This is a genomic window from Niallia sp. RD1 (assembly GCF_024219955.1).
GTDB lineage: Bacteria > Bacillota > Bacilli > Bacillales > Cytobacillaceae > Niallia > Niallia alba.
On the sequence record NZ_CP100420.1, the window covers coordinates 1,678,975 to 1,693,173 of the forward strand.

15 protein-coding genes and 1 pseudogene are annotated in these 14,199 nt (G+C 36.5%); 9 read left to right on the plus strand and 7 right to left on the minus strand.

Features of this window, described 5'->3' with window-relative positions; translation table 11 throughout:
- Positions 1-12 precede the first annotated feature (12 nt).
- Positions 13-1,128, minus strand: coding sequence for an IS4 family transposase (locus NKG37_RS07985; RefSeq protein ID WP_100525938.1), 1,116 nt, complete (start codon positions 1,126-1,128; stop codon positions 13-15).
- Between the two features lie 174 nt (positions 1,129-1,302).
- Here NKG37_RS07985 and NKG37_RS07990 point away from each other — a divergent pair, with 174 nt between their 5' ends.
- The gene (locus NKG37_RS07990) at positions 1,303-1,767 is read left to right on the plus strand and encodes a DUF3231 family protein (RefSeq protein ID WP_367976420.1); all 465 of its coding nucleotides are present in this window, start codon (positions 1,303-1,305) and stop codon (positions 1,765-1,767) included.
- Positions 1,768-2,207: 440 nt separating this feature from the next.
- On the opposite strand, the gene NKG37_RS07995 is transcribed toward NKG37_RS07990, so the two are convergent.
- A complete protein-coding gene (locus NKG37_RS07995; RefSeq protein WP_016201354.1) occupies positions 2,208-2,957 on the minus strand; it encodes a MurR/RpiR family transcriptional regulator in 750 nt (249 codons plus the stop codon).
- A 272-nt stretch (positions 2,958-3,229) separates the two neighbouring features.
- Between NKG37_RS07995 and NKG37_RS08000 the strand changes: the two genes are divergently transcribed.
- The 3 genes from NKG37_RS08000 to NKG37_RS08010 all read left to right on the plus strand — a co-directional run bounded on the left by NKG37_RS08000 (position 3,230) and on the right by NKG37_RS08010 (position 6,430).
- Entirely contained in the window at positions 3,230-4,660 is a 1,431-nt protein-coding gene (locus tag NKG37_RS08000) for a glycoside hydrolase family 1 protein (RefSeq protein WP_169187690.1), read from the plus strand.
- 33 nt (positions 4,661-4,693) lie between these two features.
- Positions 4,694-4,996 (plus strand): PTS sugar transporter subunit IIB, encoded by a 303-nt coding sequence (locus tag NKG37_RS08005; RefSeq protein ID WP_016201351.1) that lies wholly within the window; start codon positions 4,694-4,696, stop codon positions 4,994-4,996.
- A gap of 87 nt (positions 4,997-5,083) precedes the next feature.
- A complete protein-coding gene (locus tag NKG37_RS08010; RefSeq protein WP_101729084.1) occupies positions 5,084-6,430 on the plus strand; it encodes a PTS sugar transporter subunit IIC in 1,347 nt (448 codons plus the stop codon).
- A 786-nt stretch (positions 6,431-7,216) separates the two neighbouring features.
- Here NKG37_RS08010 and NKG37_RS26040 read toward each other — a convergent pair.
- Positions 7,217-7,540 carry a PTS sugar transporter subunit IIB gene (locus NKG37_RS26040; RefSeq protein WP_169187691.1) on the minus strand — a complete coding sequence of 108 codons (324 nt, stop codon included), beginning with the start codon at positions 7,538-7,540 and terminating at the stop codon, positions 7,217-7,219.
- Between the two features lie 9 nt (positions 7,541-7,549).
- On the opposite strand from NKG37_RS26040, the pseudogene NKG37_RS08020 reads away from it, so the two are divergent.
- The 3 genes and pseudogenes from NKG37_RS08020 to NKG37_RS08030 form a co-directional block, all read left to right on the plus strand.
- Positions 7,550-7,681: pseudogene (locus NKG37_RS08020) on the plus strand (SIS domain-containing protein); the annotation flags it as partial.
- A gap of 15 nt (positions 7,682-7,696) precedes the next feature.
- Positions 7,697-7,849 carry a hypothetical protein gene (locus NKG37_RS08025; RefSeq protein WP_254416052.1) on the plus strand — a complete coding sequence of 51 codons (153 nt, stop codon included), beginning with the start codon at positions 7,697-7,699 and terminating at the stop codon, positions 7,847-7,849.
- 350 nt (positions 7,850-8,199) lie between these two features.
- Positions 8,200-9,168, plus strand: coding sequence for an oxygen-dependent tRNA uridine(34) hydroxylase TrhO (locus NKG37_RS08030; RefSeq protein WP_169187692.1), 969 nt, complete (start codon positions 8,200-8,202; stop codon positions 9,166-9,168).
- 372 nt (positions 9,169-9,540) lie between these two features.
- Here NKG37_RS08030 and NKG37_RS08035 read toward each other — a convergent pair whose 3' ends face one another.
- Together NKG37_RS08035 and NKG37_RS08040 are read right to left on the minus strand one after the other, a co-directional pair.
- On the minus strand, positions 9,541-9,888 hold the full coding sequence (locus NKG37_RS08035) for a TetR-like C-terminal domain-containing protein (protein WP_169187693.1): 348 nt from the start codon (positions 9,886-9,888) through the stop codon (positions 9,541-9,543).
- Positions 9,863-10,147 (minus strand): TetR/AcrR family transcriptional regulator, encoded by a 285-nt coding sequence (locus NKG37_RS08040; RefSeq protein WP_169187694.1) that lies wholly within the window; start codon positions 10,145-10,147, stop codon positions 9,863-9,865. The genes NKG37_RS08035 and NKG37_RS08040 overlap by 26 nt, the downstream gene beginning before the upstream one ends.
- A gap of 197 nt (positions 10,148-10,344) precedes the next feature.
- On the opposite strand from NKG37_RS08040, the gene NKG37_RS08045 reads away from it, so the two are divergent.
- Positions 10,345-11,103: an SDR family oxidoreductase gene (locus NKG37_RS08045; protein ID WP_101729080.1), complete on the plus strand. Its 759-nt coding sequence runs from the start codon at positions 10,345-10,347 to the stop codon at positions 11,101-11,103.
- Positions 11,104-11,218: 115 nt separating this feature from the next.
- On the opposite strand, the gene NKG37_RS08050 is transcribed toward NKG37_RS08045, so the two are convergent.
- Positions 11,219-11,908, minus strand: a complete 690-nt coding sequence (locus tag NKG37_RS08050; protein ID WP_169187695.1) for a metal-dependent hydrolase — start codon at positions 11,906-11,908, stop codon at positions 11,219-11,221.
- 434 nt (positions 11,909-12,342) lie between these two features.
- Positions 12,343-13,233 carry a dihydrodipicolinate synthase family protein gene (locus tag NKG37_RS08055; protein WP_101729078.1) on the minus strand — a complete coding sequence of 297 codons (891 nt, stop codon included), beginning with the start codon at positions 13,231-13,233 and terminating at the stop codon, positions 12,343-12,345.
- Between the two features lie 432 nt (positions 13,234-13,665).
- On the opposite strand from NKG37_RS08055, the gene NKG37_RS08060 reads away from it, so the two are divergent.
- Entirely contained in the window at positions 13,666-14,103 is a 438-nt protein-coding gene (locus NKG37_RS08060; RefSeq protein WP_016201343.1) for a hypothetical protein, read from the plus strand.
- The last annotated feature ends 96 nt before the right edge of the window (positions 14,104-14,199 follow it).

Sequence of the window (14,199 nt, forward strand, 5' to 3'; positions counted from 1 at the left end):
ACAATTTGTTTATTAAGGAATGGTTTTTCCTTCAATCTTTCGAAGCCAAATATGTGCTGGTTTCCACAAAGCTGCCCGTAAATATCGGCTAATTTGTAGGGTTTTTCGTTTACTTTTTGTCTCGATTTGTGCGAGAACATGCAGGCAAAAAACAATAAGTGCGATAAACACTTGATTCTGAATTGCCCATTCGCTTTGGCCGTAAAACTTTTTGATATGGAGATGTTGTTTAATCCATTTGAAAAATAACTCAATCGCCCAGCGTGATTTATACATCTTTGAGATTTCTTCAGCACTTAAATCAAAACGATTTGTGATTAAATGAAGCTCATTTCCTTTTGAATCAATCACTTTTAGAAGACGAAAGTAATTTTCGGCACGGTTTTGCGTCGTACCAATCAACACCATTTGATCCGACAAAACAGATGTATTCTCGGGTAGTTTAAAATCGTAAACCTCCCGTATGACTGCGTTTTTTCGCAGCCTAGAAAGGAAAAAGTAGCCGTCATCTGTCATCCGATCAAAGCGTTCGTAGTCTAAGTAACCACGGTCAAACACATACATACATTCCTTGTCATCAACCATTACTTCAAGCTGACCGCGGTCATGTTCTTTGGCCGTTGTCATAATGGCCTTTTCGGGATAGGATATACCTTTTTCCATAAACACAAGGCGTAAGTGCAATTTAACACCCGCTTTTGTTTTGCGGAATTTTGCCCATTTATGATTAGTCAAATTGAGAGGCAATGTGCTTGAATCAATGATTTTTAATGGCATCACAAGTTTCGTGTTGTGCGTTTTGGCATGAATTTGTGAAACTAAATCAAGGAAAAGCTTTTGGAATAAGTCTGGATTCATGCCATTTAAACGGCGTGAGAGTTGGGAAATACTGATAGAATCAAGATCAATGCCCTTTTGCAGTTGATCATCGAAAAGACAATCGCTCAGCGCATGCAGACTTTCGACTTCTTCTAGCTGCGCAAAAAGTAATAATTTTAGAAATGACTCTGTCGTTAGTTTTTTCGTATAGAAATCTAATTTCAACGTTTTCACGTTTTCTTCAAATAATTGAAGATTTATTGGTGAAAACCATTGTCCAAATGAAGTTTTTCGTGTAATCTTGTCCATGCGATAGTCCTTTTTAGTGGATTTGGACGGGTTACCACCTAACTTATCCATTATAAAGGACTTTTTCTTTGCATAAAATGATAAAATTGAACATTTCAAGTATTTTTAATAGTTAAATTAAATTAACGCAACACTAGTGATATTGATAACAAAAAATATTTAAGTGGCTACTCCTTGTTTCATAAAAAAAGACCCTTAAATGCAGTAGAAGTTTCTCATCTTTATATGAATACACAGACAAATAATATGGGACTAAAGATTACAATGGCTTTTGCTCAAACAACGACGAATAAAAAAGTACAAGCATATATGCTAAGAGGAAGAGATATTTCACAAAAACATTTAAAAATATTTACGGATACATTAATGAATGAGGGAATCCAAAATCCCAATTCTTCGGATATAGGTGTCACTAACTCGACCGTACGAACTTTCTCTGATAAGTTAATGATGTTTCATATTGGTTTATTGAGTGCCGCTGGCGTAGGCAATTATGCAATGGCGGGTGGAGCTAGCCAAAGAAGCGATCTTCTGCTTAATTATGAAAGGCTATCTATGGAAATTGGTCAATATGCAAAAGACGGGGCCGATTTAATGATTAAAAATAAGTGGCTAGAACAGCCGCCGCCAACTAAATAACATAAGTAGTTAGTTCACATGATGGCAAAATAGAGTTCACAGCATACAAAGAAGAGGATGGGACATAACTAAATAGATACTCTGTAAAGACGAACAATTTCTAATCTATCTAGTAAATAGCGGCTGCTTTCGCATACTTTTTACAAGAGGAAATATAATTAGTTGGAAAAACAAAGCAGCCGGAATACACGAAGACTCCTATGGGATTAGCGAGACAGTCTGAGACCCTGCAGGCCATAGGCCGAAGCGGCTCAGCGCGAGCCCCATGGAAAGCGAAGTGTATTCCGGCTGCGGGGGATCGCACCAAACTTCATGGAAACATCCTTTGAAAAACAAATAAAAGCCCGAACAATTATACGGAACATTCATTAGCATCTTCGTATAATTGTTCGGAATTATCCTTGGCTGGAATACTTATGTCCCAGCCTCTTCTTTGTATTTTAAGCTTCCTGCTCATTATTTATTCTTTTGCTGTTTTTTTTGACGGTGTGAGCGCTTTCCTCCAAGATGTACATTACTGGTAATTGAGAGGTAATATTTGATTCTCCTATATAGACTTCTGTAACATAATACGCAATATTTATATCGGAAATTTTCGCTAATTGGCAGTCTTTGCTATTGGTGATACTGATGATATTGCAGCCTTCTATTTTTAATTGGTTGGCAAGGTGCAGTGTGTGATCTGTTTCACCTGAAACGGATAAGATAATGGCCGTGCTGCTTTTCAGCTCTTTACTGTTAATTGGATAAAAGGGATCTTTTATAAAAGTAGAAAATTTCCCTAAGCTTGAAAAGTATCTGGCTCCATACTCTGCTAAAATACCTGAACTTCCTGTTCCTACAAATATTACTTTATTAGATTGGATTACCATTTCAGCTGTTTCTTGTATGTATGTTTCAAAGTTGCCTTTCAGCGTACGTTCTAAAAACTCTGAAAGATAATATTTTGTTGATTTTAAGTTTTCTTGTTCATTTCTATCTAAATATAATTTTAATTTTACCTTAAACTCCGAAAAACCATCACAGTTTAGTTTTCTGCAAAATCTTAGAATGCTAGATGTTGAAACATGGGTTTCATCAGATAATTCTCTGATGCGCATATAAATAACCTTATCGATATTTTTTGTAACATAGTTATAGAGTAGCATTTCTAAATCATTAAAGGATTGAATCATTTCATTTGTGAACAAATTTTCTTCCCCCTACTCTAAATAATATTTTTTCTATATTTCCCATTACCTCGTTCTTAACGAACAGTAAGACTCCCGCCTCAAGCTTATGAGAATAGGAGGAAGGAGGTGGGAAATGAAGAAATCCCAACTGATGGAAGTTTCACTTTATTATAAAACAGGTTGTGACTAAAATGTAACAAATTCCTTCTGGAGAAAAAAGATACTAAGTGTTTATTTTTCCTTGTAATATATTTGAAAGCGTATACAATTTAAATGAAAGGAGGAATGAGATGGCTGAGAAAGAGTGCTTTCCAGAAAAATTTCTATGGGGATCAGCTTCAGCTGCGTATCAAGTGGAAGGAGCTTGGAGTGAAGAGGGAAAGGGTCCATCGGTATGGGATCATTTTACGAAAATTCCTGGAACAACTTTTCAAGGAACAAATGGCGATGTGGCAGTTGATCATTACCATCGCTTTAAAGAAGATGTCGCATTGATGGCTGAAATGGGTTTAAAGGCATATCGATTTTCTATTGCTTGGAGCAGGGTTTTACCTGATGGGAGAGGAAAAGAGAATAAAGCTGGGCTACAATTTTACGATCAGTTAATTAATGAACTTATAAAATATAATATTCAGCCCATTATCACGATTTATCATTGGGATGTTCCGCAAAAGTTAATGGATTTGTATGGTGCTTGGGAATCAAGAGAAATCATTCAAGACTTTAATGCGTATTGCATCCTTCTTTACAAGCATTTTGGTGATCGAGTAAAGTATTGGGTTACACTTAATGAACAAAATGTATTTATGTCTTTAGGATATGAGCATGGATTACATCCTCCTGCTGTGAAGGATAAGAAGAGAATGCTTGAGGCCAATCATATTGCTAATTTGGCTAATGCGAAAGCGATTCAATCTTTTCGAAGATATGTGCCAGATGGCAAAATTGGACCCAGCTTTGCTTATGGTCCTGTCTATCCATTTGATTGTAATCCAGAAAATATTCTTGCTTACGAAAATGCAGAAGAGCTTCATAATCATTGGTGGTTAGATGTTTATGTTTGGGGAAGATATCCAAAGACAATGTGGAAGCTTTTAAGCGATGAGGGGTTGGCACCAACCATGGAGGAAGGAGATAGCGAATTATTAGCATTTGGTCGCCCTGATTTTCTTGGAATCAATTACTATCGTACAGGAACGGTGGAAAGTAATCCTATAGACAAAGCTGTGGAAGGGGGAGAAATGAACACAACAGGAAAAAAAGGCACATCTAAGGAACATGGAATACCAGGTTTATTCAAATCAAAAAAAAATCCCTATTTAGACTCAACTAACTGGGATTGGGAGATTGATCCGCAAGGTTTACGGATTGGACTCCGGAGACTTGCGAGCAGATACCATTTGCCGTTATTGATTACGGAAAATGGGCTGGGGGAATTTGATCAATTAGAGGAAGGAGAGATTCATGACGAGTATCGCATTGACTACCTTCGCTCCCATATTCAAGCATGCCGAAGTGCAATAAAAGAGGGTGTTGACCTAATCGGGTATTGTACTTGGTCCTTTACAGATTTGTTAAGCTGGCTTAATGGCTATCAGAAAAGGTATGGATTTGTTTATATAGATAGAGAAGAGCAGGATGAAAAGGAACTAAAACGAATAAAAAAGAAGAGCTTTTATTGGTATAAGAAAGTAATCGAAACAGATGGTTGTGAGTTATAGTATTCTTATTTTTGAATAATTGGAGGAAATTAAATGAAAAAATTACTTTTAGTATGTGCAGCTGGGATGTCTACGAGTTTATTAGTAAATAAAATGAAGGATGCAGCAAAAGAAAAGGGAATGGAGCTTGAGATTTTCGCATTGCCAGTGTCGGAATGTCAAAAAGTCGCACATGAAGTGGATGTTGTTTTATTAGGACCACAAGTACGTTATCAAAAACCACAAGTAGAGGAGATTATTGCTGGAAGAGTACCAGTGGAAGTAATTGATATGCGGGCATATGGCATGATGAATGGAAAGGCAGTATTGGACAGAGCGTTAGAATTAATGGCATAAGTCGATTAGCAACTTGCACCTAGAGAAGCCTACAAAAACAGCTTTCCACTGTAAAAATAACGATAATTATTTAGGGGGAATTATATAATGGGTTTTATGGCGGCTTTTGAAAAGTTTGCGGAGAAAACGTTAGTGCCAGTTGCAGCAAAATTAAACTCACAGAGGCATATAGTTGCTATCCGTGATGCATTTATTCTATCTTTTCCTATCACACTTGCAGGTTCATTAATTGTCCTACTAAACTTCGCGGTTTTAGCTCCAGACGGCTTCATTGCCAAAATCTTATTCTTGCATAAATTATTTCCGAATTTAGCTGACTTGCAGTCGGTTTTCTCTCCAGTTTTAAATGGATCTGTTAATATTTTATCCATGTTTATTGTCTTTCTCGTTGCCAGAAATATGGCGATTTCCCTTAAAGCAGATGAATTGTTAAGTGGACTCACAGGTCTTTCCGTATTTTTCATCATTTATCCACCTTATACAAATGTAGAAGGAACAAACTTTTTAACGACTCAATGGGTAGGGGCACAAGGATTATTTGTTGCGTTAATCGTAGGGTTGTTAGTTGGAGAGCTGTTCAGTAGATTATCTAAGTCAAAAAAATTACAAATAAATATGCCGGACTCTGTACCTCCTGCTGTTTCTCGTTCTTTTAAGGTATTATTTCCAATTATAATTATTACTGTTTTGTTCGCTATTGTAAACGCTTTAATAAATGCGGTTTATCCAGAAGGACTGCACGGATTTATTTATGCAGTGATTCAAACACCATTAAAGAGCTTGGGAACTAATATTGTATCTTTAGTTATCCTAGCGATTGTTTCCAACTTATTATGGGTATTTGGTATTCATGGTCCTAATACAATTGCTGCCATTCGTGAAGCAATGTTTGCAGAGGCAAACTTAGAAAATCTGAACTTCGTGGCAGAGCATGGAACAGCTTGGGGAGCTCCATATCCTGTAACTTGGGCAATAAATGACGCCTTTGCAAACTATGGTGGCTCTGGTATGACACTTGGATTGCTTATTGCCATTTTTATTGTTGCAAAAAGACAAGATTACCGGGATATTGGAAAGCTATCCCTTGCACCAGGGTTATTCAATATTAATGAACCAATTATCTTTGGTTTACCAGTAGTATTGAATCCGATTTTAATTGTACCGTTTATTCTAGTTCCAGCTATTAATATTATTATCGGATATGTTGCGATTGTCTCAGGACTAATTCCGCCAATTGCCTATTCCGTACCATGGACCACTCCAGGGCCACTAATTGCCTTCCTTGGAACAGGTGGAAACTATATTGCATTATTGCTTGGTTTTGTCTGCTTAGCTGTTTCAACGCTTGTATATTTACCATTTGTAATAGCTGCTAATAAGGCTAATGCAGTAAGTTACGGAGGACAAAAAAGTGATTCGGATGTTTCTGCTTAAAGTGTGAGACAAAATGAACCAATATACTATTCAGTTTTTCTGTGGGCAAATAAACTATGTTCGGGCTTTTTTTGAAAATTATCAGGATGATTACATCAGAACCAGTATAACGGTTATTAATAAGATTAAAGCCGATCTAGTGGTTGATACAGCCTTGTCCCCTGAACTAGCTATACGCCATGTAGAGAGAACATTCCAGCAATCCAAATATGGTTGTGCACTGCATTTTAATGTTTCTATGAAATAATATAAAAATGATCAAAAAAAGGCTTTCTCCAAGCATGTAACTTTGGGAAAGCCTTTCAAATTAGACAAAATAAATTTTATCCCACTCTTAACGGACAGTAAGACTCTGACCTAAAAGTTTATAAGAATACGAGGGAGATAAGTGGGAGATCAACTGTCCGTAAAGGTCCGATTGGTTCAACTAACCATCAGTGGGGGAGGAAGAAACACCCCCACTGATGGAAGTTTCACTTTATCCCACTCTTAACGGACAGTAAGACTCTGACCTAAAAGTTTATAAGAATACGAGGGAGATAAGTGGGAGATCAACTGTCCGTAAAGGTCCGATTGGTTCAACTAACCATCAGTGGGGGAGGAAGAAACACCCCCACTGATGGAAGTTTCACTTTATCCCACTCTTAACGGACAGTAAGACTCTGACCTAAAAGTTTATAAGAATACGAGGGAGATAAGTGGGAGATCAACTGTCCGTAAAGGTCCGATTGGTTCAACTAACCATCAGTGGGGAGGAAGGAATCCCCCACTGATGGAAGTTTCACTTTATGCAGTTTCATCTTGATCAATAATATCAATAATTTGGTTTTTTAATACTTCGGAGGTAGGACCAAGAATGGCCTGAATTCCGTTTCCGACATCGAGGACACCCTTTGCGCCAAGCAGCTTTAATTGATCATGGTTTACTTGTGACTTATCAATAATGCCAACGCGAAGTCTTGTAATGCAGGCATCTAAATTGTTAATGTTTTCTTTCCCGCCAAGTGCTTGCAATACTTGTAAGGCTTTTTCTCCTTTAGAAGTGTTTGTTTTTCCTCTTTTTTTATAATCTTCTTTTGAGGAAAATATGTAACGGCATATAGTAATCATGAAAATCAAATCTCGGACGCTCTTTCTCTTAGAAAAGGAGATTTTGCTTTAGTTATTTCTTTTTCAGGTGATACAAGATTTATCGTTCGCTTGGTGAAAGTATTAAAAGGACAGGGAATCCCTATAGTGGCGATAACTGGGAGAGAAGATTCTTTTTTGGCAAGAAATGCAGAAGAAATCATTCTTGTTAGTGATAAAAGTGATTCTGATTTTAAATCACCAATAATTGAAGAAATTAGTATGTTAAGTATTATTAACTCTATTTATTTAGTATACTCGTTATTTTTAAATAGCTTAGAGGGACCATAGACCATCGAGTCAAGGAATAATAGGAAAATCATTTTGATGTCAGATTTCCTTAGAAGGTAAAATGTGCTTCTTTCTTTTTACATTTTGTTATATTATAATTACTATTATAAATCTAAGCAGGAAGGGATTTCGATTTTATGAAGTCTCTTTTTGTTTGTGTACCTACATTTTTATATCATTTGTGTTAATTTTATATAGCTGCTAACTTTGTTGCTTTTAAGCCATTTAATCGATAGAATTCTTTGTTGGAATCCTAATGAATAAATAGGAGCAATGAGTTTTTACTGTTGTCACTTTTATTGTATAGTTAAGTATAGATTGATAAATTGTTTAGAATAGGGTGTTGAAAAATGAGTGAATATAGAGTTTTACTTTATTATAAATATGTACCAATTGATAATCCAGAAGAGTTCACAAAAGAGCATTTAGCCCTTTGTAAAGAGTTAGGATTACTAGGTCGTATTCTTATTTCGCATGAAGGGATCAATGGAACGGTTTCTGGTACGGTAGAGCAAACAGACAAGTATATAGAAGCAATGAGACAGGATCCGCGTTTTAGCGATACTATTTTTAAAATCGATGAAGCGGATGGTCATGCTTTTAAGAAAATGCATGTGCGTCATAAAAAAGAATTAGTTAATTTAAGCTTAGAAGATGATGTAGATCCACTTGAGATAACTGGTAAGCATTTAAAGCCAACAGAATTTTATAAGGAAATGCAAGATCCTAACGCAATTGTGATTGACGCTCGTAATGACTATGAATTTGATCTTGGTCATTTCAGAGGCGCTATTAAGCCAGAGATTGAAACATTTAGAGAATTACCGCAATGGATTAAAGAAAATAAAGACATGCTAGAGGGCAAAAAAATTCTTACTTACTGTACTGGTGGGGTAAGATGTGAAAAATTCTCTGGCTGGTTACTAAAAGAGGGCTTTGAAGATGTAAGTCAATTAGATGGTGGAATTGTAACTTACGGAAAAGATCCAGAAGTACAAGGCGAACTTTGGGATGGTCAATGCTATGTGTTTGACCAAAGAATCAGTGTGCCAGTCAATCAAAAAGAACATGTGATTGTTGGACGTGACTTCTTTACAGGAGAGCCATGTGAAAGATATGTAAACTGTGCAAATCCAGAGTGTAACCGTAAAATGTTATGCAGTGAAGAAAATGAAGAAAAGTATATGAGAAGCTGTAGCCATGAGTGCCGCACACATCCAAGAAACTTCTATGTAAAACACAATGGTCTTACACCAGAGCAAGTAGAAGCAAGAGTGAAAGAAATTGCTCAATGGGAAGAAGAAAGAAAAGTAATGTAATGATAAGGGCTGTCCTTCGAGGGCAGTTCTTTTTTGTCTGTGTTGTTGGGAGAAGGCGCTTTGGCTGATAAATTGAAAGTTTGGCTGATATTCAAGCAGAGTTGGCTGATAAATCGAAAGTTTGGCTGATATCTAAGCAGAGTTGGCTGATAAATCGAAAGTTTGGCTGATATCTAAGCAGAGTTGGCTGAAAAATTGAAAGTTTGGCTGATATCTAAGCAGAGTTGGCTGATAAATTGAAAGTTTGGCTGATATCTAAGCAGAGTTGGCTGATACACAAGCAAGCTTAGCTCATAAAACAGAAATTAGGCTGGATATGCCAAAAATGTAGCTCATACCAACCTTCTTTTTTATAGGCTAAGCTAAGAAAAATTAGCTTAATATTTTAATTTTGGATGGAGGAGAATTAGTCGTATTAATAAATGCTAATAATTGTTCTGCCATATATTCAGAAGGATAACAAAAGTCCTCCTTGACCCATTCCATGATCAAGCCAACAATTGCATTGGCTTGATAACTGATATGAAGGTTTCGGTTAATTTTTGGATCTATTAGGGCATACTCAAAATCTTCATTATTTACTTTTTTTAACGTTTGATAGATACGTAATCGATAATCGTACAGGAAATCAGAAGAGAAGACTAACTTATAAAACAAGGCATGCCTTTGCACATGTTCAAATATTTTAATTGATTTAGCTGTTAATGTAGGATATATCAAAGGTTTCTAGATGAACATAGGGAAAGCGATAGGCCCAAATTAGATCTGATAGAACATCATTTGTTAGATCCTCTAGTAAATCTTCTTTGTACTGGTAATGGCGATAAAAAGTTCCGCGATTAACATCTGCATGCTCGACAATATTTGTTATGGTGATATCTTTAAAATCCTTTTGATCCATTAAAGTGATAAGGGCGTTTTTTAATGCTTTTTTTGATTTTTTCACTCTTCTATCAGAGTTAGTTTCGTTGGTCTTCATCACATAAACCTCCCTACTACTTCAAAGAATTTGAGTAATAAAACAAAATCCTACTCGTTTGTTCAATAAGATACATATCTTCTTTTTTTGCTGATTGAATAAGTTATTTTAATAAAATTATACTATAAGAGTAGTGAATACGTTAAATAATTCAATTAGTATTGCTAGCGATTTCAATAGAGGGAGTGGATTTAAAAATGAAATTACAAGACAAGGTTGCAGTAATTACAGGTGCAGCATCTGGGATGGGGAGAGAGATTGCTCTCATTTATGCAAAAGAAGGAGCGAGTGTTGTTGTTTCTGATTTGAATTTAGAAGGCGCAGAGGCTACAGTTCAAGAAATTAAAAATAATGGTGGCAATGCAGTTGCATTAAAAACAAATGTAGCGTTAGAAGACGATATTCAGCAGTTGATTGATAAAACCATTGATACTTTTGGAAAAGTAGATATATTAGTGAATAATGCTGGGATTATGGACAATATGGAGCCAGCAGCGGATATTGAGGATAAAATATGGGATAGAATCTTTGCTGTTAATACAACGAGTGTCATGCGTTCTACTAGAAAAGTATTGCCACTATTTTTAGAGCAACAAGGTGGCATCATAGTAAATATCGCTTCTGCTGGAGGATTATATGGCGCTCGTGCAGGTGCAGCCTATACGGCTAGTAAGCATGCGGTTGTTGGTTTTACGAAAAATACTGGTTTTATGTATGCAGATAAAGGGATTAGATGTAATGCGATTGCTCCAGGAGCAGTTATCACAAATATTGGTGCTTCGATGACAAATATCAATCAATATGGCGCGGCAAAACAGCAACTAGGTATGGCTATAAACCCAAGAGCTGGTAGTGCAGAAGAAATTGCAAAGGTTGCCTTGTTTTTAGCATCGGATGATTCAAGCTTCTTAAATGGAACAGTCATTACGGCAGATGGTGGCTGGACTGCTTACTAATATTGAAGATAGCGTATAGGTGTCGACAGACTTAGTATGTGGGAGTTTGTGAAGGATAAGTGGAAACTAACCATAAGCGGGGATAAGGACCCTCCACTGATGGTTAGTTTTTTTATTATAATTCGAATGTCTCACCCAGTTCTAATACTTTTCCTTTTAAACCGAGCTCTTCTAGTTTATTCACAAACGCCTTAGCGTCTTGCTCGATAGCAGGGAATGTATTGTAATGGATAGGAATAACTAATTTGGCTTGATACCATTCGGCTGCTTGTAGCGCATCCTCTGGTCCCATTGTATAATGGTCTCCGATTGGTAGAAACACGACGTCTAAATGATGCCTATCACCAATCATCTTCATATCGCTAAAAAGTCCAGTGTCTCCAGCATGGTGTAACACTTTTCCTTCTGCTTCAATGATATATCCAGCTGGCATTCCGCCATACAAGATATTTTTATTTTCTTCGTCAATAATCCCAGAGCTGTGGAATGCATGTGTCATTTTCGCTTTAGCGAATCCTAAATCGACTGTTCCTCCGATATTCATACCAATTGTTTCGACACCTTTCCAGGCCATATAGGCAGCTAACTCAGGATTAGCGACAACTGGGGCATTATTTGCTTTTGCAATTGGTGCGGCATCGAGAATATGATCCATATGTGCATGGGTCAATAGAACAGCGTCTACTTTCACTTCCTCCACTTTTGTTGTGGCTGAAGGGTTTCCGCTAATAAACGGATCAATAATGAATGATTTTCCTTCTGTACTAATTTCAATCGCGGATTGACCATGATAAGTAATTTTCATGCAAAATCATCTCCTTAATTCCACAAAAAGGTGGATTATTGTCTATTTTAGATTAAAACAGAGAGAGGGAAAGTGCCAAATGATATGCTTGTCTGTTGATTGGAAAAAATCGGTTCCTTGTAAAGCATGTTGTTGCAATGCTCCTGATGAACCCAATTAAAAGTTAAGATACTCTATACTACCCAAAAAACAGTAAAGTAAAAAAGAGCAGAATAAGGAGACCACTGAAAAAGTCTTTTTTTCGAACGAAATGAAGACCAAGCATGTTTGAAAGTAAAAAAAGGTTGGTTTGGAGAGGCGTCCGCTCGCCCCATGGAAAGCGAGCGGACGCCTCGGAAAACAAATCCATCATCTTATATTTAAAAAGTGGCTATTGCCCATCATCATTATCTAGCCAGTTTTTCAGTGTCCTCAGAATAAGTCAGCATTTTTTCTCATAGTACTTCTCGATTTTGCCAAACAGCCATTACTATTTTCTTTTCTTGTTTACTCAAAGGAGATAATGGCTCTCTGCAAATTCCAGCTTCTATATTGTTTTCCGTTAGGACATATTTTATAGCTCGCAATGCTCCAAGTTCTAAGATTGTATGTACGGTTGGGCGTAATTTGTTGAATTGTTCTTCTGCGAATACCCATTCTTCCCGTTTTATCAATTCAACAATTTGTTGCATTTCTTTTGGAAAAACATTTCCTATTATACTAGTAATTCCATCATATCCATTTCGCATATTATCCAAAAGAAGTAAATCAAATCCTGTTAAAACAGAGAAGGAAGAGCCAAGCTCCCTTTTGACTATCGGAGCATTGCTAGGATTTCCTGCCTCCTTTAAAGCTTTAATCTGAGGATACTTCTCTACTAAATGATATAGGGTATTTAATTCTAGGTTAAATCCAGTCCGGGGTGGATTGTTATAGAGCATAATAGGTAAATCAGTAACAGCACAAACTCTTTTCACATAAGCTGCTGCTTCTAGCTGACTCATACGTAAATAGGGAGGAAATCCAAGCATAATTCCATCCAATTTTTCTCTTTGAGCAGCTTCCGCTAATCGTATGGCATCTGTTGTTCTTACGGCAGCAACTCCACCAATGAGGAGAAGACTATCCTTCCCCGCTGACTTTGCTTCCTGATAGAGAATCTGTCGTTCTTCAATTGTCATTGAATGTTGTTCTCCCGTAGAACCACTAATAAGAAGAGCTGGGACATGGTTCTGTTTATAGTAATCTATTAATGAATAGATACCACTAAGCGACAGCCTCTCTTTTTGATCAAAAGGGGTAACCATCGCAACACTAAATGGAACAAATGGATTTTGTGTAATCATTCTCCTAACTCCTTTCAAAATAGATTATACTTAAACTATTCAGACAATGGCAAAAGAAAGCTGTTTACTGGAAGTATTTCTACCGATTTATCCCATTTTCAACGGACAGTAAGAGTCAATCGTAAGCTTTAAGAATTCAATGAAGATAGGTATGAGACCACTGAAAAGTCTTTTTTTCGTACGAAATTAAGAGCAAGCATATTTGAAAGTGAAAACAAATCCATCATCTTATGTTTAAAAAGTGGCTATTGCGCATCATCATTAACTAGCCAGTTTTTCAGTGCCCTCGATAGGTATAGGTGGGAGATTAAAGGCTCGATTGGTTCAACTAACCATCAGTGGGGATAAAGGAAAACCCTCACTGATGGAAGTTTCACTTTATCTTTTTCATGTAATGAAATCAATAGGAAACTCGAAGGGAGTAGGATTTTAGTGATTAGAGTAGCACTCAATTTTGCAATTATGTTGGAACAAGTGAAAGAAAAAGGATTTATGGAAGAAGAGATTATCCAAGCCCTCGAAACGGATGATTTTGTTTTTTTTGAAAATTGTGGGAATGGGTTGCCGGATTGGGAAACGCTTTTCTCCTATTATAAAGAAAATAGAGAAGGAGTAAAAGCGATCATTTCAGATGATTATGAAATAACCTTTTTAACTAAAGGAGCACTAAAGAGGCTTTTATTATTGAAATATCAATTAGTGGAAGGAAGAGATTATGAGGACCGCGGAGAAATACTCGGGACAATAACTTTATCGAAAGAATCTTTTCAGCAATTTACGAAGATAATAGCAAAAAACTGGACTTTTGTCGTATTGGAAGAAAATACAGACAATGCTATCTTTGATATAAAGTTGTCTGTAAACGATTAAATGAATTTAGGACAAGTGGTTGTTATTTTTGCGTCGAACCTTTCTTTATATAAATAGAAGGAGGTAAAAATAACCTATCTAGTCAAAAAGAGGCTA